Origin of the sequence: Chamaesiphon sp. VAR_48_metabat_403 (genome assembly GCF_031422475.1) — a bacterium.
Lineage (GTDB): Bacteria > Cyanobacteriota > Cyanobacteriia > Cyanobacteriales > Chamaesiphonaceae > Chamaesiphon.
The window spans coordinates 1-24,237 of sequence record NZ_JANPLS010000193.1 but is presented as its reverse complement, the minus strand read 5'-3'; the positions used below and the strand labels follow the sequence as shown (position 1 = coordinate 24,237).

The following is a 24,237-nucleotide window of genomic DNA, read 5'->3' as shown; positions in this document are numbered from 1 at the left end:
CTTGCAGGATTTGCGCCATCCGCTCCAAGCCCATCCCCGTGTCGATGTTCTTGTTCGCCAACGGCGTGAGATTGCCATCAACATCGCGGTTGTACTGCATGAACACCAGATTATAAAACTCAATAAATCTGCTGTCATCCTCCAAATCGATATTGTCATTCCCCAATTCGGGATGGAAATCATAATAAAGCTCAGAGCATGGCCCACATGGCCCTGTCGGCCCCGACACCCAGAAATTATCATCCGCACCCAACCGCTTAATTCGCAGGGGATTCACGCCAATCTTGTCCCGCCAGATTGCAAAAGCCTCATCGTCATCCTCAAACACGCTGACAACCAACCGCTCAGGGGGCAGATTAAACACCTTAGTCGAGATTTCCCAACCCCATTCGATCGCTTGTTCTTTAAAGTAGTCCCCAAAGCTAAAATTGCCCAACATCTCAAAAAACGTATGATGCCGCGCCGTCCGTCCCACATTCTCGATATCATTGGTACGGATACACTTCTGAGAAGTCGTCGCACGGGGAAAATCTGGCTGGCGTTGACCCAAGAAGATCGGCTTAAATGGTAACATCCCCGCGATCGTTAATAACACCGTCGGATCTTCAGGTACCAACGAACCACTCGGCAACGGCTGATGTCCCCGCTGGCTATAAAAATCGAGGAAGGCTTGACGAATCTCGGCACCACTGAGTTTGAGAGCAGACATAGGACTTTAATATAGGGAGGCAAGTATAGTAGCTATCTCTCTATTGTGCCATTTTTGGCTTCAGCAATAACAATCCGGCTGTAGTGGGATTTTAATTAAGCCTTGGGCATACTAAGGTATATTACTGAGTATTTACCAGATGCAATTTACTAACCAACGCGGAATTATTGCTACCGTAATGACCAGATCGATTACCTTTAGTGAATTCTTGGATACAATTGGTCTTCAGGAATTTACAGGTAGCTTGGTTGATTTTGCGATCCGTGACTATCAGCGATATATATCTCCCCATAAAGGCTTTTCATGTGCCCATCGTAAGCTATACGGCAAAGTTTCTTGCTCTGGGTATTTCCGTGAGAGCGTTGCAAAGGAAGGACTATCAAAATCACTTCAACTTTTTCCAGATCGTCTTGCCGAATGTAAAGAGGCTCACACTATCCTTCAATCTCAAAAATTTGGAAGCAAAAAAAATTCTGAAAAAAACAAAGAACAAAAAATAAAAGAAGTCCATAACACAGAACAATCGGGTTGTGATTGTGGTAGTGCCATCGATCCTCCTAATTGCTGTGATACCAATGGCTGCGATACTAATGGTGATGGTATTTTTAACGCTGCTGATTGTAGTGGCTGTGATTTTGGTGGTTGCGATTGTAGCCCTTAAAAGTGAAGTAGGGGTAATATCCACTTCTTCAAACCCAGACATAGCGAATAATTCAAGTATTTTACTCATTGGCATAGTAAATTTCAAGCCAAGGCATTGGGGCAATTGTTCCCTGTGTCCCCAACTTTATTGCTGCTGTTGTAATTTGGCTGAGGTGATACTCACCGCAATTTTCACAAATGTCAGTAGGTACTCGATCGTCAACAGCTTAGCTTTAAAATTAAATTATTGCGATGGTGGTAGAAATGAATCATTCTTGCTACCAGTCAAGCGTTTTAGGCGGATATCTTGTAAAAACCAACAAGCAATGGCACTCGGTAGCGATAATAACAACCACAATGGCGATAATATAAACGCTAAAAGAATTCCAGAAAGTGCGGTAGCAATTCCTAAAAATTGCAACAGCATAATTCGGGGTCGTTTATGAACGGTACCGATTTTGATGCTACCTCCTTGCAACCACCAATAGATCGATTGCAAACTGCCATCGAGCCAGTGATAGAGGGGATGTCTAATGGTCTGCGTGCGAGCGGATGTTCTAAATACTTTAACTAGTAAACTCCGCAGAATGAGGACAATTTTGGTACATAGATCGATCCACTTACCTAATGGCATATTCTCCGACAGTTTATCGATCCCAACGCGATATTGATGGCGAAAGAAATGTTGCTGTTGGGTAGCTAGATTGGTGAGAGATTGATGGACGATCCGCCCGATCGCATTAGGATTAGATGTTGGTGATGGGGAAGTTGCTGAATTAAGATCGATCTTGCTAAAAATCCAATTTTCATTAGCTGGTTGATTATCTCCTGGCGGTCGCCACCAACCAGTTTGTTCGTCCATACCTTCGATCGCAGAATGAACGTCGCTATTTAAGATATCGTGTTGTCCGGCAAAAACTAAGTCTGCTAAAATTTTCTGAAGTTCGGTGCGATCGATCTTCAATTCAGGTTGCGCTAATTTTTCTAGATGTTGACCGATCTTGTGACGCTCGTTGCCCGATAAGTGAGGTAATGATTCGGTTAGCAGCCAATCTAAATATTGAGATGGAGTACAATTCGTACGAGTTGATTCTCTCTGAACGAAATTAGCAAAAGCGGTCACAGATTTGGGGGTAATTATTCCTTCTAAAACTCGATTCAATCCATCCAGCCTACCCCAAAGTAGATCGTTAGATCGCCAAGATTTTTTGAAAAACCCACCAATGTTATAGAGTTTATCGCCACCGAGTTTCTGTTGGGTATTTTTACCTTTACCAATACCTAATTGAGCACTGTCTGGGCTGATACAGATCGGATTAACGATCGCCTTTTCGTGCAAGCTAGTTAGATACTCGAATGGGTATAACTCACGATCGATGAATTCAAAAGTATGCCATTGTTTGAGCAATTGCTCGGTGTAGCGATCTCCCAATTTCTCGATCGTCACTTCAGCAGCTAGAGAGATTTGTTTTAAGATACTCGGAAAGTTTTGATTGCGATCGTTATCGTATTCTAGTTCCCGATCTGCCCAAATTAAGGGATGAAGATTAGTACTGTGCTGTAATTCGGCAATGCGTTGTTTTAATTGAGCGAAGACGCTCGAAATTTGGGTCTGCGACAACCACCGCGTCCGGTCGTTTTTGGCAGCCATTTCTGGTAAATCTAGCCAAAAATAAACATTAATAGTTTCTAAATTCGACCCAGATGTATCGCTAGGAATAAATGTCTGAAGTTTAGTACCGTTGAGTAAAAATCGATGCAATCTAAAGATTAATTCGTAGACTAATGCCCGCAACCGTCGATCGTTGCCTTCTTGGTTGATTAAGTAATAAAAGTAATTACCCATCGATCGATCGCTCAATAATAACTCGATGCTCGCTCGAATTACTTCCAACAGTTTAATATTACAGCTTAACTGCACTGATAAAGATTGGAGTCGATGATAAGTAGTTTCGGGCAGGCTGAGATGAAGTAAATCGTCAATCCGATCGATTAAATAAAAGTGTTTGCGAATACTGTATTCTACATCCAGATCGATAATTTGTGACTCGAATCGATCTAGTAACTTATAGTGATGGTTGCGATCTTGACTGTTAGAAAATTTACTCGTAACTATCCGTTCGATTTTATCGAGAATGGCTGAGTAATGGGTATTTTGAGATCCCAGATCTGATTGTAATAATAGGGGTAAGTTCCGATCTCGAAAATCAAAAAGTCTACCCCGCAAATAGATTTGAGATTGAGTTCGATTACTACTATCTAGTAATTGTTGAGACTCGATATCTACTTCTGCTAGATCGAGTGAATTTTGATAGCGACGTACTTTATGATTGTGTTCCTGAATTTTCTGTAGATCGTTAGTGATACTTTGGTGGATCGGAATTGAGAAAGCAGCAGCTTGGAGAATTTTCCCCATCCGCGACTGTTGTTTTTTACCTAATTGTAATCGATCGTTTAAATGTTCGGGATTCGGATCGACATAAAACAATTTGCGTTGACCGGATCGATCTGGTAGTCGGTAATACATATCTTTCATCAGACATGTTAATGGGGCATTATCGAGCAAACCACCATCGAGAAAATATAATTTATCACCACGATCTAGCGGTAGATCGGGAGAATAGTATTTAGCAAGTTTTCCCCACGTTACTAACTGCCGATCCACTAAATTTTGTCTGTCTTGAAGATCGACTTCTACGAGTGGGAAAATCACGGGAGTACCCGCCGTAATTTGACACAATTTAACCAATGCGCGATACGTGTCGGTGGGCGATCGCGGCAACTCCGAATCGCGATAATATGGATTGAATGGTTCTTTACGTCCTTGACGATGCTTGAGCCGAAATAAGGTGCGATGATTTTTTGCGCGCAGAGCGATCGGATTTTCATCGAGCGTTCGATCTACTTTACCTAAATAATCAGTCCCAGCGACCGCCAGATCCAATTCTTTGGTATTTGAGAACCATTCTTGCGGCGAACGGGGCAGTTTACGATCGATACCTTCACTTAATATTGAAAACAAGCCCCGTTGGTAAAAACTTTCATTATTAATACTAGATCCGCCAGGTTGCGATTTAAATAAATTTGGTTTTTTAAGTAACTCAAGCAGATCTCCACTATTGCGCCAAATCCTCGCAAACGAGTTGAAATCTACCAGCTCGCGATCGGTACTATTGGCGATCGCATAGCCTAGTAAAATGCCATTAATGCCCCCTGCCGAACTACCAGAAATAGCATCGACCACCAGATCGGCATCGGTTAATGCTTTGACTAATTTATAAATACCTCGACCGCGTACTGCATGATAAAACTCCTGGCAAACACCATGAGTATAAATTGCTAAAGATACACCACCATACACTACCAAACCCAATTGTATTTCACGTAAAAACTGGGGTCGATAATAGCTACGCTGATTAGACATGATTGCAGGTTAAAAGCAATAACGGGGCAGAAAGTTCGGGGTCAGAGTGTGGTGCGATCGAGCCGATCTTACAGCTTATTATCGAAAGTCACTATATAGCGACCACAATTATTGGAGTGATTACCGTACATTTTAACAGGCTCCGTGGCGAATAGTTGAAGATAGCAGTCTTCTGGTCAAAGAATCGATTTTTGAATAACGATCGATACTATCGAATACACTACAATCGAGCATACATCATCTCAGTTATGCTACAATCGGTTACTGTCGAGCGACCCGATCTCCTGCGGCACATCGGCTCGTTCCATTCAAACATCGATCGGAGAATTAAGATAACCCACACCAAACGACCATCTTGTGGCAAGCTAAAGGGTAGATAATTACATCCAAATCCCATCCTTGTTTGTATATGCAGACCATCCCAGCACCCACTCAGTCCGCTTATAGTAATTTAGGTACAGACACCACTATTCATCGTCGTCAGACCCGTCCTGTTGCGGTTGGTAGTGTAATTATCGGCGGTAACAACCCAGTCGTCGTCCAGTCGATGATCAATGAAGATACACTAGATATCGATGGTGCCGTCGCCGGAATTCGCCGTCTGCACGAGATCGGCTGTGAAATCGTCCGCGTTACCGTCCCCAGCATGGCACATGCTAGAGCTTTGGCTCAAATCAAGCAAAAATTAATCGATACATACCAAATCGTTCCCCTCGTCGCCGATGTCCATCACAATGGCATGAAAATCGCCCTAGAAGTAGCCAAACATGTCGATAAAGTGCGAATCAATCCTGGCTTGTACGTGTTTGAAAAACCCAAGCCAGATCGAACCGAATACACTCCGACTGAATTTGCCGAAATCGGCGATAACATTCGCCAGATGCTCGAACCGCTAGTCATTTCGCTGCGCGACCAAAACAAAGCGATGCGAATTGGGGTCAATCACGGTTCCCTCGCCGAACGGATGTTATTTACTTATGGTGATACTCCTGAAGGAATGGTTGAGTCCGCACTAGAATGCGTCCGGATCTGCGAGTCTTTTGGTTTTCACAATCTCGTCATCTCGATGAAAGCCTCGCGCGTGCCTGTAATGTTAGCCGCATATCGACTACTCGCACAACGGATGGATGCAGCCAGGATGGATTATCCAATTCATCTAGGAGTCACAGAAGCTGGCGATGGTGAGTACGGCAGAATTAAATCTACTGCGGGAATCGCCACCCTACTCGCCGAAGGCATCGGCGATACTCTGCGCGTGTCTCTTACTGAAGCTCCAGAGAAGGAAATTCCGGTCTGCTACAGCATTCTCCAGTCGTTAGGACTGCGGAAAACGATGGTAGAATACGTAGCCTGTCCTTCATGCGGTCGGACGCTATTCAATCTCGAAACAGTCCTCCATCAAGTCCGCTCGGCAACAAATCACCTCACGGGGTTGGATATCGCTGTGATGGGTTGTATCGTCAATGGCCCTGGCGAAATGGCAGATGCCGATTATGGCTACGTTGGCAAAACACCTGGCTATATTTCCCTATATCGTGGTCGCGATGAAATTAAACGGGTACCCGAAGCCGATGGTGTGGCAGAATTAATTGCTTTAATTAAAGCAGACGATCGGTGGTTTGAGCCAGAGTAATTTAGGGAATAGATTTTGGAATAATGCAGGCTAGCTCCCCGTCCCCCCGTCCCCAAGGCTGATTCATCCCCTATTAGGCACGGATTGTCAAGATGAAAAGCCCGAAAATTCGGGTGTCGGATTGGCAATTTTGAGCTAATAAATCCGCGAGTGAAGGTCCAAATCACTTAATCGGATGATTGAAAAAACGAATGAATCAGCCCTGCCCCCGTCCCCCCGTCTCCCCGCCCCCTCGTCTTCCATCTCCCATCTCAGCAAATCCAGATTATGAATATGCTAAGATTTAGTATATGTGCCTTGAGTAGCTACATCTACCTTGCCTGTAATTGGTGCTAAGCCAAGCTTCATCCGATCGCATTAACTTTTCCTTTCCTGCTAATTCAGACGTAAATCATGAAGATCGAAAAACACGGGTTAGTTATTGGTGCCACCGCAGTCGTACTCACAGCAGTAGCCGTTACTGGTGCGGGGCTTCATCTTCCTAAAGGTGTTGCATTCTTCAAAAATAGTCCCAAAGAATTAGTCGATGAAGTTTGGCAGATTGTCGATAAACAATACGTCGATGGCACATTCAATCAGAAAGATTGGCGCGCGCTTCGCAGAAAATACGTCGTCGAGAAAAATTACAAGACCAAGGAAGAAGCTTACAAGTCAATCCGACTGATGCTCAAAAATCTCAACGATCCATATACTCGTTTTATGGATCCTAAAGAATTTAGAGATCTGCAAGTCGATACCTCCGGTCAGTTAATTGGGGTGGGGATTCAACTGAGCCAAAACGAGAAAACCAAGAAACTCGAAGTAATTGCCCCAATCGAAGATACTTCAGCATCTAAAGCTGGCATCTTGTCTAAAGATATCATTACCAAAATTGACGGTAAAAGCACCACAGGCATGGATGTCAATCAGGCAGTCCAACTGATTCGCGGGAAAGAAGGCACGAGTGTAAAACTCACCATTCAACGGGACAATCGTCAAGTTTTAGAATTTAACCTCCTGCGCCAACAAATCGAAATTCACCCCGTCGAAGCCAAGTATCGACCCAAAGAACTCGGCGGCATCGGGTATATCCGACTCAAACAGTTTAGTGCCAATGCTTCCACCGAGATGGGTGCGGCAATTCAAAAACTTGAAAGTCAAGGTGCGACGGGTTATGTCCTCGACTTACGATCGAATCCTGGTGGATTGCTCTATGGTGCGATCAATATCGCCCGGATGTGGTTGGATGATGGCAAAATTGTCTCTACAGTCAACCGCCAAGGCACGGGAGATATCAGTAAAGCCAATAATACCGCTCTCACCAAAAAACCCCTGGTCATTCTCGTCGATGGCGGCTCGGCAAGTGCTAGTGAAATTCTCTCTGGCGCGCTGCAAGACAACAAACGCGCCCAACTCGTTGGTGTTACCACCTTTGGTAAAGGCTTGGTACAATCCGTGCGTCCCTTGTCCGAAGGTGCGGGGATGGCAGTAACGATCGCTAAATACTTTACTCCTAGCGGTAAAGATATCAACCGTGCGGGTATTAAGCCCGATGTTGAAGTGAAACTATCCAAACCACAAATTCAGTCCTTAATCAAGGATCGGACTAAAGTTGCCACTCCAGCCGATCCTCAGTATGCCAAGGCTTTGCAAATTCTCCAAGTCGCGATCGCCAATAGCGGGAATGCAGCCCAAAAAAAGTAACTAACAGTTTGCCGACAACTCTTACCGATGCGTCGTGCAAACCAGAAGTTACTCCCAATTGCAACCTCGAACGATCGGTAACTAATCTTACCAATCGTTATTTAAGTAAATCGCTCTACTATCTGTGGTTTACGACAGGTAATTAAATGCTACCTCAATATCTAAAAATGGGATTGATTATTTAATCAATCCCATTTTTAACGATGTTAATACTATCTAGCTAATTGTAATTACTATTTAGAGGATAATTGTATTGTCGTCGCGTGTGGATGGCTAATAACAATACTGCAAAAGCACAAATACCTGCAACATAGAGTGGATAACCATAGCTATAGTAACTACTAATATTAACCGCTGCACCAGTTTCTTTTGCTAATTTCTCGGCAGATTCGATCGTTTGTCGATCGACTAGCAGTGCCGAGATGACTGGTCCGATCCCAGTCGCAATACTCAAATAAGCGGCGTTCAAGCCAGAAGTCATCCCTTGCTCCGATGGTTTTGTATTGAGCGAAATAAGATTGCTAATCATTGGTTGAATCAACGAATTAAAGACCGAGAATATCAAACTTACAACAACAAAATAAACAACGTTAGGAATTATCGGCATTAGTGCAAAGCAAATACTCCTAAATAGTAATCCTAACAGTAGAATGCGACCTGCATTCAGCTTTTTATTCAAAAATTTAATACCGATAGTTTGCATCATAGCACCCAAAATACCAAAGCTAAAAAATAGCAAATCGAAGGAAGATAAATCTTGAGCTAAGACCTTAATATAATAAGCCTGGAAGCCAAAGGTAAACATGCCAAAGGTAATACTCGTTAAGAAAGTTACCATCAGCAAAGCACCCACTCTGGGAATTTTAAAACCAGTAAATATTTTTCCTAGCCCTAAATCGAAAAGATTACCAGTTTTAGGTGCAGCTTGTTTGAGTGTTTCTGGTAACTGCCAGAACGTTAATATTAAGGCGATCGCTGCTAAAATTGAAGAAGCTAAAAATGGTGCCCCCAGCGATAACTTAATCGTCAGATAACTGATTAACGGCCCAACGACAAACCCAATCCCCAGCGATGCGCCAAATAAACCAAAAGCACGGGCGCGCTCTTCAGGTTCGGTAATATCAGTAATAATTGCTTGCGCTACTGAAATATTCCCCCCAGTGATCCCATCTAAAAATCGCGCGATAAAAAGGATGCTGGCGGTGTTTGCCGTCCCAACTATGAAGTTGGCTAATACCGTCCCAGCTAGACTAATAATTAATAATGGTTTGCGCCCGAATCGATCGGATAATTTGCCAATAATTGGTGCGGCTAAAAATTGAGAGAACGAGTAGATCGCAAATAAAAAACTGGTTTGAAAGTCACTCAAACCAAAAGTCTTACCATAGTTATAAATATTGAGAATTAAAGCAATCAGACTCAGCGCATTAATGAAATTGATAAATAGCACGATCCGTAAAGTCGAATTTATCAGCGACTTAACAGGTTTTGTCGATCGAAGCTGCGGTTTTTTTTCTAGTTTAAGTGTCATCGATCGACACTCCACAAAGCTGGGTTCTCTGTTTGACATACCCTCTCCACGATCGATGCGATTCGATCGTGGAGAGGGTATGTACCAGTTAATTTTTCTAGATCGTTTGGCTCCACTGGCAAGCAGCCAGCACGAATCGTCCTATCTATCTCCAAATCGATAAGTCTGACATTTTTGCACATGGATAGATCGCATAATTTCTTAACTTATTATTCCCAGATCGATCGTACAATCTATACTATCGATACTCTTGGCAAAGTCATTAATTACACGATCTAGAGAATAGGGGATAGGGAATAGGGAATAGGCTTTAGCCGTAATTTACTCCTTACTTCTTACTTCTTACTCCCATCTCCCTAATTAGGAATCATCGCCACCTTAATTACCTCTCGATTCCGCATATCCTCAAAAGTCTGTGCTAAATCGGTCAAGGGACGACGATCGCTAATTAATAACTCAAACGGAATTTGCCGACTCGCGAGCAGTCCTAGAGCCGCACGGACGTGTTGGGGAGTATTATGGAACACACCTTTAAGCGTGAGTTCGCTATAGTGAAGCCTGTCGGTATTAACGCTAATCGTCGTATCTTTCGGACAACCACCAAATAAATTAATCGTCGCACCCGGACGACCGCAAGCGATCGCCGTTTCCCAGACGCTTGGCACCCCCGTCGCTTCGATAACGATATCCGCACCCCATCCTTGAGTTAAATCCCTCACAGTGTTAGGAATATCCACCTGATGATAATTCCACGTTCTTCTGGCTCCCAAACTTTCCCCGATCTCCAACCGCCGATCGTTACCACCAAATAACCACACCGACTGGCATTGACTCGCCATCACCGCGACAAACATCAACCCGATCGCGCCATCCCCAATTACTACTACTCTAGAATCGGGGGTAAAGCCACTTCGCGCCACCCCATGTAAAACACACGCCAAGGGTTCGGTCATTGCCGCTAACTCGGCATCGAGATCGGCTGGAATTGCCAGTAAATTGTGTCGGACGATTGGTGCGGGAATGCTTAAATACTGCGCGAAGGTACCGTTATTCCAAGTAAGATTGGGACAGAGCGAATATTCTTGCCGTTGACAAAAAAAACAATTCATGCACGGTGCAGAATTATTGGCAACTACCCGATCTCCAAGCTGCCAATCGCTGACACCAGCACCCAGCGCGATAATTTTCCCCGCTGCTTCATGCCCGAATCGGGTCGGTGGCTTGAGCATTTTTGCATGTCCGCCGCGCCGCCAGACCTTGAGATCGGTGCCACAAGTAGTGGCGGCGGCGACCTCAATGACAACTTCACCTTCGGCGGGTACGGGAGTGTCGAGGGTTTCGAGCCTAAGGTCTTCGCGACCGTACAAGAGGGCTGCTAACACGATATGATTAACTACAACAGTTAATAGAGAGACATTCTAGTATAGGCAAATTTGCGATCGAAAATCTAGCACGGCGATCTGCAAAGATCGGCGGTGGTATGAGCATAATTGAGATCGCCAGCCATTGTTGTTACAGATCGCAGACCTTTGAGCGAAAGACAGGATATAATATAGTGTTTTAGGTTGCCAATCGTTATCGGCAAAGCTTCTGTCCCTAGTGCATCGAACTAACTGCAATTGTGCAGGCACAGCAATTCTCCAGGGGAAAGGCTCCGCCAACGAGCGTGGGTATCGAACAACTGATACCGAGTCAGCGATCGTTAAGCACAATTTCTTACCGTATATATTCCATATGAACGAAAAAAAAGTAGAAGATCCTAAATTGGTGATAGTTTATTTTGCCAATGGTACTGTGCAATGGGTCAAATTTGGCAGTACCAACCAATGGTCTAGGGATGGTGGGAGCGTCAACAAATTTTTTGAAAGTAGGGTTTATCAAACAGCCGACGGTACCAAAATTAAAATCAAACAACATTTTAAGCTGTTAAATACCGTCTTTATGGATGTGGCTACCGGGGCATTTCTCGATACCAATCGCGAAGATTTACTCGGACTAATTCCCGATCCCAACGATCTGGTGCAACACTGTAAATGGTGGGATGTCGATTGGTCTTGTCCGATCGTTTTCGAGCCAAAAGCAGAGCGCAAGCCAATTAAAGCCCCAATCGTCAAAAGTTCGCAATTGAGTTGAAATAGCACTGCATCGGGAAATGCAGATTGGGGCAAATAGCATATTGTAGTTAATCAAGAATTGCGAGGCATGATACTAGATTATAATCCTCCAAGATATCTACCTTCATCTGACGAACTACTGGACTCAGATGAAACACCAGCGGATAACGAACTCCAAGAATTCATCCCGGCTTTGCTCCAGTCTATCTTGCTGATGCTGTAGGAACAGTGCCAGGATTGTTTGTTTGCAGTCGATATGGGCATTTATAATAGTCCAGAGTTACCACAGATCGTCCCTGATGCCTTTCTGCGTTTGGGTGTAGACCGCTGCTATGACGAAGAACTCAGACCTAACTACGTGCTGTGGGATGAGGAAATAGTAACGATCTTTTTACTAGAAGTAGTTTCCCCTCGATATTGGGAGGATGACAAGTACATATCGTTATAAGGTTATAAGTTGCCCCCATCGATCTATTTTTATCTTTGCTAAAGCATATAAAATTGAGTTTAGATATTAGAAAATAATTACTTCTTTATGTAATTTTTTCTTAGTTTAAGGAAAGGTGATTCAACGAATCGAAAGCTAATATATCCTGGAATCATCATTAACAGAAAGAAAATAAGAGACCAAAAACAGGCTAGATAAAAATTGGAGATACTCATGATTCGTTCGTTCACAAACTGAGCTGCGGCAAATACCACAAAGAAGTGAAGCAGGTATATGGAATAGGAATATCTGCCTATCAAACTAATAAACTTTGATAATCCGGATGTCGAGAAGGAAAAAGAGTTATCGTACCAAGCAATACCAATGGCATATGCAATACCTTCGATAGTTGGAAGAATTATCCAAAACGGACTATGGGATGGGTAAGAAGGATAATTATAAAAGCCGCCTTGAATGTCGAAATACCAATAAACCATCATTAAAGTCAAAATTGCTATTAGTGCAATTTTATGGCAGTGCGCAAAATGAGTGCGGAACTGGCAGACAAACATGCCCAATGCAAACTGATCTATTCTGCCAATAATCGTCCAATAAGCTAATGATTGAATTTCACCTCTATCATGGTGTAGAAAAAAGCGCAATGCAATAGATAGTGCAACGATCGAAAGAATCCATCTATTCGATTTTGAAAGCATCCACAGAAGCATGGGAAGCATTATATAGTAGTGAAATTCTACCGTAATCGACCATCCACCATTAGGAAGGGTAGGTAACAAGATTCCTTGCATAATATAATGGACATAATTGGAAAGACTCATGCCATCTAGTAAGGTCTTAATACCAGTAATCAAAATTACAATCACAAGCAGTGGGAGCAAACGTAAAACGCGATTCCAAATAAATGCCCCGAAGCTGATTGATTTACCATCAACTAGTTTTGCAAATAAGTAGCCACTGAGAGTCATAAACAGAGCCACGCCAGTATGTCCCTCATCAAGTAGACAGAGTGGGAATAGTTCTGGCACATAGCTGAAGGGAACTGGATAACCATTCGTTGCGTGAATAAAATGCCACGTAACAACCATAAACGCTGCCAAAGCTCTGACGTGATCGAGAGCAATAAAGTGTAACCCAGATGATGATTTCATAATCAAAAATATATCTTAGCCATTTCTGCTGCCATTTGTTCTGCAAAAAATCGAGGCGGCAGCTTGCCACACCCCAATTGGGTTGGTGACGGCAAAAGCTCTGGAAGATCGATTGCAAGTTTCATGGCAGTTGCTAAGGCATTGATATCTTGAGGCGGAACTAAGTAACCATTAACACCATTAATGATTTCGGGAATACCATTAACATTGCTAGCAATACACAGCTTACCGCTAGCTAATGCCTCTAAAAGGGCAATCGGTTGACCCTCCCATAGCGATGGCAGCACGAAGGTATCGATTGCAGCTAGAAACTCGCTCACATCGTTACGCGCACCTAAAAATAAGACGCGATCGCTAATTTTTAGCTTATCTGCTAGCAAAATCAACTCATCTCGGAGTTCTCCATCACCGACGATCGCCAACCGACTACAATTATCTAGCTTGGCAAAAGCTCGTAACAAGTATTCGTGACCTTTTTGTTCGTGGAGTCTACCCACATTTCCAAATATAAACTCTGTAGGATCGATCCCAAAGAGCTGTCTTGCGCTGTTGCGATGCTGATGTCGCTCGTTCTCATTACCCAGTGGATGAGAAAATTTATCAATTTCAATTCCATTGTAAACAATTGATGTGCGATCGGGATGAGCCACGCCAACATCGATCGCTTTATCATAATCCGAACGACAGACACAAATTATGCGATCTGTATAAGTCAATAAGACCCGATCGATCTGTTTAAAGATAATACCCTTAAGTCGTTGGGAAATCGATCGATTCAATGCCTGTGAAAAATTTAGATAGTGCAATCCATGATAAGTATGAACGAGAATTGGTTTTGATTTAAGTCCGATCGCACCTAATCTCATCCAAAATCCTGCCGTTCCTCCGTGAGTGTGTACGACATCAAACTTACGATCTGCAAATAGCTGGCGAACACTTTGATAAGATTTCCAGCTTAAATTGTTGGCAATGTCAATCGGATGGACAATTGCCCCCAGTTTGCGAACTTCATCAACCAGCCATCCTGTCTCCTTTGTAGCGATCTCTACCCCAAAGTTTGCCCGATCTAAATACTTAGCTAAGAGTAATACATGTGTTTGACCACCGCCCAGACTTGCCTCATCGATTGCCAGTAAAACCCGTAATTTACACATCAGATTTTGTCAGGTTGCTTGAGATTTACATCTCAATATCGTGTATTTGTCATTTTATTTGTAAATCCATCAAATGTACCAATAAAACATGCAAATACACTATTTTTTTTGTTACTTCTCTCAAACAGGATAATTGCAATAACTTTAAGAATGGTAGTTTTTATCCGATGAAGAGAAGCAGTAACTTTATAAAGACCTTTGGCGTAATACATCGCTAAATATGTAGTGTTGCGACATGCGTAGTAATATCTCAAGGGTGAGTATGATTGGAATACAAACTTGTAATTGAGAATACTAATATTAATCGGAGTTCCGTAGCTATGGTCTAATTTAGCATTCGTCACAACAAAGTTTTTGAATCCTTGCTTTTTCAATCTTAATCCATAATCAAAATCTACCCCGTCTATAAATAAATCAACAGTAGGTATCTCTATCAGTTTAACTGCGTTTATATCTATTAAAGATCCTGATGTTATCGGGGCATCACATTCATACATCTGGATGCAACTATTATATTTACAGTGTGTGAATTTATCATTTTTAAAATTAACTCCACCTATTATTACTTGACTTCTTCGATCGTAAGCAGTGGGTGCAACTATACCTACTCTATTTCCTTGCTCTATTAAACTTTGATGTACTTCTATAAGATTAGAAAGACAATTTTTGTGGGGGACACTATCTTGGTCGAAAGTCCATAAAAAATTGTAATTTTCTTCTATTGCCCAATCCAATGCCATTATTAAACCTTTGTTAATTCCAATATTCGCAGGAAAGTGGTGTACAACAACATTATCAAACGATTCAATTAATTTCTGCTTGGAATTATCTACTAAAAATATACAATTCACTAATAAATTTTGTGAATTGATAGCTGTGATGCACTCGATCGCAGCTTTTCTATCTTCATAGATAGTAATATATGCTCCTGTCTTATTTCGCATCAACTTTGATACTTTCCACAACTAATATTAATTTTTTTGACTGGCGCGATCGGATGCGTTACCGTCATAACTTTTGACTAGACTATATAATTTTTGAACTTGATTTTCCCATCCTGTTTTTTCTGATATATATTGAAAAGAACTTTGTTTAATATTTTTCAGAAGCTCTCTATCCTGATACAAGTTTATTAAGCCATCACATATATCTGTTGGCAATGGTTTTACTAGGTAACTATTCTGAAGATGCATTAAATAGTCAGCAGTATTTTCTACCGCTAAGTCCATAAGAACGCAACCGCAAGCAATTGATTCATGAGCAACTAAAGATATATTAGTAGCAGAAAGTGCAATGCAAACATCACAAACTGAATAAAGTTCTGCTAACTCATCTGGAGATAGCATACCTAAGTTGTGGCACGAAAATGATAGAGCAGGAATGTCATTCCAACCGTATGATATTAATGTAATTTGATCGACCTTCTCTGAAAAGAGATGTAAAGCCATTGCCACCAATTCAAAGCAACGTCTTGGTGTAACACTCCGTCCATAAAAACAAACTTTAAAGTTTTTATCCTGGTGAAATTTTTTGATAAGTGGATTTTTAATTTTCGTGCGCGGATAATAAATATTTCTATCAACTGCTATATCATAATAATCAGCTTGTGATTCATAACTTTCTCTAAGGAAATTAGTCAGCCATGCTCCATGAGTGATATGGTAATAACCAAACTTATAAGTCTGCTCTGCTAGGTACCAATAACTGCCTAAAGAATAAAAGGAAGGTTCATAGTCTTGAACAAAATATATTTTTGAATTTGCATTGAAGGTTAACGCGGCATAGGCCGTAATCCATGATGTACAGACTACAATATCTGATTCTTCCTGAATATCTTCAGCGTAATAAATTTTCACGTCCGCATTTATTGGCTCGAAATATTCACGTATTTGGTTTCTAATGTTATCAGTAGTTAGGCTTACATCATACTCACCTACTATATAAACATGACATTTACAACCCATGTCTTCTAATCCTTTGACAAATCTGAATAAGGTTTTATGTCCACCTGAACCTTTTGAGAAAAAAGGGACAAGCCATACAAACTCTAATTCCTTAGATTGAGATTTTGGTATATGGTTGTCCTGTTGATTAGATACTTTTTTGGCGTATTTCAAGCCGTTCAATATCACATCATAAGAGCTTGATAAAGGTGCTTGAATAATTTGATAACCTTTGTTAGTTTTTAGCTTTGACTTGATTTTAGAAAAAACAATATCGACAGTTGGGAAAAAGCCTATCTCCCTACATTTATTGAAAAACTTATTTGTAATGGCATGTATTCTTTTTAATAGCATTTTCTATTTCTATCTATTGTTGATTCTTTGGGATTGCTGAGAAAGAATTTTTTCCACTACAACAGTCGGTATCATATCATATCTAGAACCACAAAATTGTCCAGATACCATACCAAGATTATTTAAAATTCGTACCAATATCCAGTTTATTTTTTTTAACGCAGGGATTTCCGAAATTTTTAATAATTGATTGGTATCCTTCACACACAAACCGATGAAGCTCTTGCACGCATTATAAAAAGAAGCTCGATTAACAACTCCAATTCTTGTGTATTCTCGATACTCATCAAACTGTCTTTGAAACCATTCTATGAAAAAGTAATTATGAGAGTGATAAACCAGCGCATCTGGCTCATAAAACTTCAAGTATCCACTGTCCAAAATATCCTGTGCCCACCATTGATCTTCACTCATCTCAACCTCTCTAAAGGGAATCTTCTCCCAAACTGACTTTCTAATACATGAGTTATTATTTGAGAAGAAAATATAAACACCCCTATTATTTTCATACTCATTATCCTTTTTCCAGTATTTTCTATTCGTAGATATGTTAAGGTCGAAATGTCGCTGTAATCCGATCGCTACTATCGGATCGCAATTTTCTCTAGGCAAATGTTTCCCAAATACTCCAGCGATATTTGGATTCTCTAGAAATGGATCTACAATATTTTGTAGCCATCGATCGTTAACTGGAGTAGCGTCTTGCGTCAGAAAGGCAATGAATTTTCCTTGGGAGTTTTCTACTCCAAAATTACGTGTCAGTCCATGATTAAATTTTTCAGGTTTAATCTGAATTAATTTAACGTCATATTCTTTTAAAATCTCTAGCGATCGATCTGTAGATCCAGAGTCAATAACTATAACTTCATAGTCAAAGTTACATGTTTGAGAGAACACTGATTGTAAAACTTCATCTATGTATTCAGCTCCGTTCTTGACAGGAATTACTACAGACACGCAAAAATCATATCTTTCATGCATATACTTTTCACTGATTTACAAATAAAATTTAACTGAACTATAAACTTTTTCCATTTGTTGATAATCTTCACTCGATCGATAATCTAGGATGCTTGAAATCAGAAATCAATTATACTTTTTATAGTTAATTTTGAGAAAGTGGATATGCTCTAATTATAAATTGTAAAGTATCACAATCTTCGTCCTCCTGAATTTTTCTAATTGTATCGACGTGAAATTCAGATATTTCATTTTGAGGTATTAAGCTACTTTCAGAAAAACAATCTAATTTAGTACAATCAATTATTTCTACCAAATAACCAGCTTTTTCAAATAAGTCCTTAACTGTCTTTCTAGTAAAAAATTTAAGATGTGTGTTATCTAATATGCCCAAGTCTGTATATTCAAATCTACCTTGAAGTAATGACAATCGAATCGCTGCATGAGCAATATTTGGAATAGAAGCAATTACATAACCATCTTCTTTTAAAATTTGTTTGGTTTCTTTTAGAGTTTTAGATGGGTTTCTTAGATGCTCTAGGACATCTCCAAACATTGCAACATCAAACTTATGACTGGGCAAGATAGCTGTAAGAGATACAAAGTCTAGATCGGCTACAATTACCTGTTGGCAGTACTTTTCAGCTATTTTTGCTGCATCTACATTGATTTCAATACCTGTAACCGTACATCCTTTTTTTTGCAGCAGGTTTGACAAATAACCTGTTGCACAGCCAAAATCTATAACATCTCGATCTCGACCGTCTTCAACCAAATTCAGCATCTTTTTGAGACTACTATTATCATCAAGAGATTCTTCAGTAACTTCCTCAGTACTTGGATAATCCTTCTGCCAATCTTCATCTATAATCATAATAATTTCAATTTCAATTTCAAACAAACTAGATTGACAATAATCTTTCTGAAGATTGTCTTTCTACTTTGACGATCGTAGGTTGATCGACGAGGACATGAATATTTTTTCCAGTGTCTGGGGGCAATACTTGAAATATAATTGCATTATCAATCCAGTCAAAAGTTATATCTTGATAATTTTGAGCACCTGCAACTGTCAAGCTATAAGAGTTAGGTCTTAAAGGTAGCTTAAACTGAAATTGAATTTCTAGTTGCTCTCCCATCTGTAAACAGTCAATCGGAATACCTTCTTCAAAAGTATTGCTGCCAATGATTTCATTACCATTTTTATCGCAAACATAAAACCCTACTATACAGCCTTGCAATACTTCATATGCTTTTAAACTCACAACTAATGTTACTTTTTCATTGAACATAAAAGTGGGATGCTCGCCAGCATCATTACCTGATTGATTGATGAATTTAATTGCTTCTATCTTAGCTTTTCCACTACCTCTTCGAGTAGATTTACCAAAATTACCATCGGTGGCTGTCAGGTCGGCAATGTCATCTGTATTTTTTGATTCTTCTGAAGTTTTAGATTGTTCTATTTTATCTTTATTTTTGGTATTGATTACCTGCTGCCCATCTAATTCTAAATTTGTAACTAACTTGAGATATTCAACGATTACTGGATTTGGGAGACCAGAAGTAAATATTTTCCCATCATGAATCATCACGGCTGAATTACATAAACTTTTGATCGCGCCAGCATCATGAGTAACAAATAAGGTTGTTACTCCTGAATCCATCAACTCTCGCATCCGACGCATACACCTATGTTGAAATACAAAGTCGCCAACAGCCAAGGCTTCATCAACAATTAAGATTTCTGGATTAACATTTACTGCGACGGCAAATGCTAAGCGGACAAACATTCCACTAGAGTAAGTCTTGACAGGTCTGTCGATAAAGTCTCCGATATCTGCAAATCCAGCAATCTCATCAAACTTCTCTTCAATTTCTCTTCGATCGAGACCTAATATTTGACCGTTAAAAAATACGTTCTGCCGTCCTGTAAATTCTGGATTAAAACCACATCCTAGTTCTAATAAAGCAGATACTCGACCCTTGACATGAACTTCGCCAGTTGTCGGCGTTAATGTTCCAGCTATAATCTGCAATAGCGTACTTTTGCCAGATCCATTCCGACCTACTATCCCTACCGTTCTGCCTTTGGGAATTTCTAGATCGATATTTTGTAATGCCCAAAAATCATCGGCATAGTTTTTATTTGGTAGTACAACTTCTTTTAATCTATCTAGCGGTCGATCGTAACGCTTAAAGCATTTTGACACATTCTTCAAAGAAATTGCTAATTCTTCTCCCATACCTGAATTTCAACTCCTTAAAATTTACCTGTATTTCGCCAAAGAATGCGACTAGACTAACTACAACACATCTGCAAAAGCCGGACGCAGGTATTTATAAACTTTTAGACCAAGCCAAAAAATAAATATTGATGTTACTGAAGCTACACCCCACTCACTCCAATGCTTTATCTCTCCAATTAAGATAATGTCTCGATAAATCTCGGCGATCGCTGCGATCGGATTTACCCAAAATATCCAACCGCGAAGAGCCTCAGGAATTGCGGAGGGAGGATAAATGATTGGTGTCATATAAAACCAAAGATTTAAAATTACTCCCAACGTTTGTGGTATGTCCCGCAGAAAAACTGTCAGACCTGCTACGAGATAACCCAGCCCAGCCGTAAATAACAGTTGGGTCAACCACACCAAAGGTAACAGAGCCAGAGTATTATGTAAAGTATGAGTGGTTAAAGCTACGAAAAAAATTAAAATCATCAGTCCAAAGGCACTTTCAATAAACACTGATAAAACTGGAACTAGAGGTAACAGTGCCAGTGGAAATACTACTTTTTTGACTAAGTTGGGCTGACCAATGACCGCACCAGCCGCTTGTGTAAAACCACCTGTAAAGGAAATCCAGGGTAACAATCCTGCAAATAGCCATAAGCCATAAGTAAAGTTATTCTCTGGAACGCCGTGAAGACTGAGTTTGACTTTCAATACAATCGCAAATACATAAGTATAAATCAGTAGCTGCGATAGTTGATTGACTAATGGCCACAAATTTCCTAGTACCGAACCTTTGTATCGAGCTTCTAAATCTCGACGTACCAAGGTTCTGAGCAAGTCAAATTTAGCCCACTGTCGATCGGTAAGAGGAATTAATCTTCGTAGCTTTCCAGCTCTATGTAAAATACCACGCATCGAATTCAACAATCACTGCCTCCAGTATATGCGAGCTAGTACAGTAATGTCTCGGTTTGAGTATATTACTGTAAGTCCCAGATCGTAGTCAAATATATATTAGCAATATCTGATTCTGTATAGATCGATCCCCTTATTCAGTATGAGGCATTTTTTATACTTAGCCCTTACGGATACAAAAGAATCTCTCAGCATTTTTCGCAGATATATTTCCATTTCCATGCAAATATTAGCACCAAAAGATTAAGAGCGTATTTTGTTAAGATATAGCAATCCTAAATCATTTCCTTGCTCATTAGTATTTAAATATTAATGAATTTAACCGCAGAGGCGCAGAGAGCGCAGAGGTAAGAAAAAGAGGGTCAAGCGTTTCATTTAGGATCGCTATAGTGATGTAAGTCACCCAACTATGTTGTCAAGGGTAAATATCTGTAGCTTTAATTCTTTTAAGTTTATCTCGATCGGTCACGATCTCCACCCTCTAATTGGTTGTGAAAATGATAAGCGAGAACTGGAAATAATTAATACGATTCCCTGTTCACTCTTCCCTATCCCCTACTCTAGCGTTTTTCGAGCTGCTGAATCAAATAGCCGATCGGCAGTGCTTCGATCGCATACCTAGCAAAGAAAATACTTTCTTTCTCTGAAAACTTTAGCTCCTGAGAAAAAGCCCGCAAAATTTCTGCCCCAGCAATCAGATCGTTCTCAGAAAAAGCGTCTGTTTTAATTTTATCAATATCCTTTTGAACTTTCTTTAATTGTTCGGGCGTACAAGCACTGAGGTTGGGCTGAAACAGGGTTTTGCGATCGCGGGTAGCATTATTATAAAAAGTATTGATATCTTCCGCCCGCAGCTTTGTAAAGCTTGCTACGCGCTCTTCTTTACGTACCACCGTCTGTTCTTTATCGCAGGGGTGAGTGAGCGTTGCTAATGCCCAAGAGATGCCCCCTGCTAAATAGACGCGCGGCGAGTTGAGCAGCGCGGGTTTTAGTTGAATGGCACTGCGAATTTCGGGAATGACGATCGCTTTTTTCTGCTCTTCAGCAGCAAGTGTAAAACTTTTGTCGCCGCGTTTTTTGTCGATTTCCCTAGAAAAATCGGCAGTACCGACGGGGACGCTATAAGTTTCATCTTCCTTCTGTCCGCTTTTGAGAAATGCGCCTTTGGTGTTGCCAGAACCAATATCGACAGAAATAACTTCACTGCGCCGCCATTCGGGGACGACACCATCGAAGACATATCTAGCTTCATCAGCCGCCGAAATAAATTCCATCTTCCGTCCGGTAGCTGTCTCAATTGCGGCAAGTAGTTCGTCTTTGTGGGGAGCTTTTTTTGCTAACCCGCTGCTACCATAGATGACAATTTGTTCGCAGGGAATTGAAAACCGCTGTTGCATTTCTGCCATTACGGCACTTACTGCGGCGACGGTATCATCTTTGGTGCTGGGAACGGTAGCATTGACATTGCGCGATTCGATATCTTCTTTATCGTCGCGAGCGACATATTTAAAGCCAGCATCATTGAGTTTCTCCAGCTCTTGAATTACTTCGGCTTTAATGCCTTTACTGCCGATTTCAATTACGCCGTAAAGGTTACCAGATTTTTTGACTAGTTCTTGCGCGCCGCATTTGCTAGCGGTAACATTAGTACCCCCACCATCGCTCCGATCTTTTTGGGCGACGGGGTTGGGGGAGGATTGCCGATTGAATAATCGACTGATGCCATAAGCACCAGATCCTAATAGAGCTATCGCCGCGATCGCACCCAAGATTATCGCACCCTTGCGCTGAGATTTTTTGGGGTCGGGAGATTTGGCAGTAGGATTGACAACTTGAGTGACGGGAACCGAGCTGGGAACGTTAGCAGGTGCCCTTGTGGGGGTTGAATTAACGCTGGGCACAGTTGATGCTGGAATGACAGTTTCTGCTGATTGACTGGGCGAAATCGGCGGGGTGGGATGGGTGGGTAAACTGGTCGGTTTGTGGTGAAAGTTACCGTGCGATTTGGAGATCGATCGATTTTCACGCACCCAGTCGATAATTTCGGTCGCACTGCGGGGTCGCTCGCCTACGCGTTCGCGCATCATCCGATCGATCTCGCTGACAAATCCGGGGGAAATATGCGTGACATGAGTTTCCCAATTAAAGGCGCGATCGGCATCCAGCATCTCAACAATTTGCCTGCCAGTCAACAGATAGACAAAGGTGCGTCCCAGGGAAAAAAAGTCAGATTCTGGTACGGCTTTACCCAGAGTTTGTTCTGGAGCCGCGTAGCCTGGAGTATAAATAAAAGTCGGGCTAATCGGCGATTGAGTACTGCCCAAATCGAACCGTCCCACCGCACCAAAATCGATTAAGGCGAGCTGTCCATCTGGTTGGAGAATGATATTAGACGGCTTGATATCGCGGTGGAGCAGCTTGCGATCGTGGATGACTTGGAGAATGTGGGCGAGTTGATCTAGCCATTCAATCGCGCAGCGTTCGTCGATCGGTTTGCCGCACTGTTTGATATATTCTTCGAGATCGGTACCCAGAATTTTTTCCATTACCAGACATTGCAATGGTACCGAGCTATCGCGCGGCATAAATTCAAAATATTCTTCAGCTTTGGGAATGCCGGGATGGTCGGATTGATTGAGAACTTCAAATTCTCGCTGGAACAACTCGATCGCTTTCGGATTGCTGTCTTTAAGTACTTTCAACACCCGCATCACCCCGTGATGCATGACTTCGTAAGTATCGGCAAAGCCACCTTTTTCGCTCAACAACCGGACTACTTGATAGCGTCCCAATAGTAATATTTCCGAGCCACAGCTTTTACAAAACAATTGTTGTTCGGAATTGCTTTGTTTGCAGTTGGGATTGATGCATAAGCTCATAGGAGAAATACCAGCTAAAGAAACGAAATTATAATTTATGGTAAATGAAGAAAAGCCGTTAAGTCATTATAATGGACATCTCCAGAAATAAGAGATTGAGAGCAATAGAACGACACATTTTACCTACGCTTGAATACCTAAATCAACCAGATAAGGTTGTTCCAGTCGTCGCGGTGGCTGTGATGACTGAGCCAATGTGCTGATAATTCTCTCTCATCAGAGGCTCTCGGTTACGAGATTGGTCTGAGTACTAGGTGCTAAAATTTATTGGCTTGCCATGTCCATCAAGATTTGTTGGGTACTTTCTGCCGCCGCTCCAGTTTGGGGGCGACGTTGTTTGTAGCTGCCATCGGCTTGCATATCCCAAGCTTGACGGTTGTCTGCTAACATTATTCCCAATATTTCTTGTAGATCTTTAGAAATGTCTGGATCTTCGATCGGGGTAATTACTTCTACCCGCCTG

19 protein-coding genes and 1 pseudogene are annotated in these 24,237 nt (G+C 41.4%); 6 read left to right on the top strand and 14 right to left on the bottom strand.

Translation table 11 applies throughout. The annotated features are described in order from the left end of the window. On the bottom strand, nt 1-709 hold a 709-nt coding region (locus RMO79_RS09310; RefSeq protein WP_310482847.1), incomplete at its 3' end, for an alanine--tRNA ligase-related protein. A 139-nt stretch (nt 710-848) separates the two neighbouring features. Between RMO79_RS09310 and yidD the strand changes: the two genes are divergently transcribed. After that, the gene (yidD, locus tag RMO79_RS09305; protein WP_310482846.1) at nt 849-1,370 is read left to right on the top strand and encodes a membrane protein insertion efficiency factor YidD; all 522 of its coding nucleotides are present in this window, start codon (nt 849-851) and stop codon (nt 1,368-1,370) included. A gap of 225 nt (nt 1,371-1,595) precedes the next feature. Here the strand turns inward: yidD and RMO79_RS09300 are convergent, their stop codons facing one another. Next, complete coding sequence (locus tag RMO79_RS09300) at nt 1,596-4,775, bottom strand: patatin-like protein (RefSeq protein WP_310482845.1); 3,180 nt, start codon at nt 4,773-4,775, stop codon at nt 1,596-1,598. A 409-nt stretch (nt 4,776-5,184) separates the two neighbouring features. Between RMO79_RS09300 and ispG the strand changes: the two genes are divergently transcribed. From ispG to RMO79_RS09285, 3 genes are all read left to right on the top strand, one after another. Next, nucleotides 5,185-6,408 carry a (E)-4-hydroxy-3-methylbut-2-enyl-diphosphate synthase gene (gene ispG, locus RMO79_RS09295; protein ID WP_310482844.1) on the top strand — a complete coding sequence of 408 codons (1,224 nt, stop codon included), beginning with the start codon at nt 5,185-5,187 and terminating at the stop codon, nt 6,406-6,408. 393 nt (nt 6,409-6,801) lie between these two features. Next, nucleotides 6,802-8,091 (top strand): carboxyl-terminal processing protease CtpC, encoded by a 1,290-nt coding sequence (ctpC, locus tag RMO79_RS09290; protein ID WP_310482843.1) that lies wholly within the window; start codon nt 6,802-6,804, stop codon nt 8,089-8,091. An 8-nt stretch (nt 8,092-8,099) separates the two neighbouring features. Continuing rightward, nucleotides 8,100-8,237: a hypothetical protein gene (locus RMO79_RS09285; protein WP_310482842.1), complete on the top strand. Its 138-nt coding sequence runs from the start codon at nt 8,100-8,102 to the stop codon at nt 8,235-8,237. A 74-nt stretch (nt 8,238-8,311) separates the two neighbouring features. On the opposite strand, the gene RMO79_RS09280 is transcribed toward RMO79_RS09285, so the two are convergent. Further along, nucleotides 8,312-9,661 carry an MFS transporter gene (locus tag RMO79_RS09280; protein WP_310482841.1) on the bottom strand — a complete coding sequence of 450 codons (1,350 nt, stop codon included), beginning with the start codon at nt 9,659-9,661 and terminating at the stop codon, nt 8,312-8,314. A 317-nt stretch (nt 9,662-9,978) separates the two neighbouring features. Beyond that, nucleotides 9,979-11,004 (bottom strand): alcohol dehydrogenase catalytic domain-containing protein, encoded by a 1,026-nt coding sequence (locus RMO79_RS09275; protein ID WP_310482840.1) that lies wholly within the window; start codon nt 11,002-11,004, stop codon nt 9,979-9,981. A 352-nt stretch (nt 11,005-11,356) separates the two neighbouring features. Here RMO79_RS09275 and RMO79_RS09270 point away from each other — a divergent pair, with 352 nt between their 5' ends. Next, nucleotides 11,357-11,755: a hypothetical protein gene (locus tag RMO79_RS09270; RefSeq protein WP_310482839.1), complete on the top strand. Its 399-nt coding sequence runs from the start codon at nt 11,357-11,359 to the stop codon at nt 11,753-11,755. A gap of 72 nt (nt 11,756-11,827) precedes the next feature. Then, nucleotides 11,828-12,154 (top strand): annotated as a pseudogene (locus tag RMO79_RS24495) (hypothetical protein); the annotation flags it as partial. Nucleotides 12,155-12,261: 107 nt separating this feature from the next. Here RMO79_RS24495 and RMO79_RS09255 read toward each other — a convergent pair. The 10 genes from RMO79_RS09255 to RMO79_RS09210 form a co-directional block, all read right to left on the bottom strand. Further along, nucleotides 12,262-13,332, bottom strand: coding sequence for an acyltransferase (locus RMO79_RS09255; RefSeq protein ID WP_310482836.1), 1,071 nt, complete (start codon nt 13,330-13,332; stop codon nt 12,262-12,264). A gap of 2 nt (nt 13,333-13,334) precedes the next feature. Further along, nucleotides 13,335-14,486: a glycosyltransferase family 4 protein gene (locus RMO79_RS09250; RefSeq protein ID WP_310482835.1), complete on the bottom strand. Its 1,152-nt coding sequence runs from the start codon at nt 14,484-14,486 to the stop codon at nt 13,335-13,337. Between the two features lie 32 nt (nt 14,487-14,518). Continuing rightward, on the bottom strand, nt 14,519-15,451 hold the full coding sequence (locus RMO79_RS09245) for a glycosyltransferase (RefSeq protein ID WP_310482834.1): 933 nt from the start codon (nt 15,449-15,451) through the stop codon (nt 14,519-14,521). Nucleotides 15,452-15,457: 6 nt separating this feature from the next. Further along, nucleotides 15,458-16,783 (bottom strand): glycosyltransferase, encoded by a 1,326-nt coding sequence (locus RMO79_RS09240; RefSeq protein ID WP_310482832.1) that lies wholly within the window; start codon nt 16,781-16,783, stop codon nt 15,458-15,460. 9 nt (nt 16,784-16,792) lie between these two features. Next, entirely contained in the window at nt 16,793-17,764 is a 972-nt protein-coding gene (locus RMO79_RS09235; protein WP_310482830.1) for a glycosyltransferase family 2 protein, read from the bottom strand. A gap of 124 nt (nt 17,765-17,888) precedes the next feature. Next, nucleotides 17,889-18,644, bottom strand: coding sequence for a class I SAM-dependent methyltransferase (locus RMO79_RS09230; protein WP_310482829.1), 756 nt, complete (start codon nt 18,642-18,644; stop codon nt 17,889-17,891). 1 nt (nt 18,645) lies between these two features. Next, nucleotides 18,646-19,989: an ABC transporter ATP-binding protein gene (locus RMO79_RS09225; protein WP_310482828.1), complete on the bottom strand. Its 1,344-nt coding sequence runs from the start codon at nt 19,987-19,989 to the stop codon at nt 18,646-18,648. Nucleotides 19,990-20,049: 60 nt separating this feature from the next. Then, the gene (locus tag RMO79_RS09220) at nt 20,050-20,895 is read right to left on the bottom strand and encodes an ABC transporter permease (protein WP_310482848.1); all 846 of its coding nucleotides are present in this window, start codon (nt 20,893-20,895) and stop codon (nt 20,050-20,052) included. Nucleotides 20,896-21,455: 560 nt separating this feature from the next. Next, nucleotides 21,456-23,774 carry a protein kinase domain-containing protein gene (locus tag RMO79_RS09215; RefSeq protein ID WP_310482827.1) on the bottom strand — a complete coding sequence of 773 codons (2,319 nt, stop codon included), beginning with the start codon at nt 23,772-23,774 and terminating at the stop codon, nt 21,456-21,458. A gap of 264 nt (nt 23,775-24,038) precedes the next feature. Further along, nucleotides 24,039-24,237: hypothetical protein (locus RMO79_RS09210; RefSeq protein WP_310482826.1), on the bottom strand; the 199-nt coding region annotated here is incomplete at its 5' end.

Bases quoted from the DNA above. Each gene is read 5' to 3' on its own strand.
- RMO79_RS09225 (WP_310482828.1), bottom strand. From the start codon at position 19,989: ATGGGAGAAGAATTAGCAATTTCTTTGAAGAATGTGTCAAAATGCTTT.
- RMO79_RS09235 (WP_310482830.1), bottom strand. From the start codon at position 17,764: ATGCATGAAAGATATGATTTTTGCGTGTCTGTAGTAATTCCTGTCAAG.
- RMO79_RS09280 (WP_310482841.1), bottom strand. From the start codon at position 9,661: ATGTCAAACAGAGAACCCAGCTTTGTGGAGTGTCGATCGATGACACTT.
- RMO79_RS09240 (WP_310482832.1), bottom strand. From the start codon at position 16,783: ATGCTATTAAAAAGAATACATGCCATTACAAATAAGTTTTTCAATAAA.
- RMO79_RS09250 (WP_310482835.1), bottom strand. From the start codon at position 14,486: ATGTGTAAATTACGGGTTTTACTGGCAATCGATGAGGCAAGTCTGGGC.
- RMO79_RS09255 (WP_310482836.1), bottom strand. From the start codon at position 13,332: ATGAAATCATCATCTGGGTTACACTTTATTGCTCTCGATCACGTCAGA.
- RMO79_RS09270 (WP_310482839.1), top strand. From the start codon at position 11,357: ATGAACGAAAAAAAAGTAGAAGATCCTAAATTGGTGATAGTTTATTTT.
- ctpC (WP_310482843.1), top strand. From the start codon at position 6,802: ATGAAGATCGAAAAACACGGGTTAGTTATTGGTGCCACCGCAGTCGTA.
- RMO79_RS09220 (WP_310482848.1), bottom strand. From the start codon at position 20,895: ATGCGTGGTATTTTACATAGAGCTGGAAAGCTACGAAGATTAATTCCT.
- ispG (WP_310482844.1), top strand. From the start codon at position 5,185: ATGCAGACCATCCCAGCACCCACTCAGTCCGCTTATAGTAATTTAGGT.
- yidD (WP_310482846.1), top strand. From the start codon at position 849: ATGCAATTTACTAACCAACGCGGAATTATTGCTACCGTAATGACCAGA.
- RMO79_RS09300 (WP_310482845.1), bottom strand. From the start codon at position 4,775: ATGTCTAATCAGCGTAGCTATTATCGACCCCAGTTTTTACGTGAAATA.
- RMO79_RS09215 (WP_310482827.1), bottom strand. From the start codon at position 23,774: ATGAGCTTATGCATCAATCCCAACTGCAAACAAAGCAATTCCGAACAA.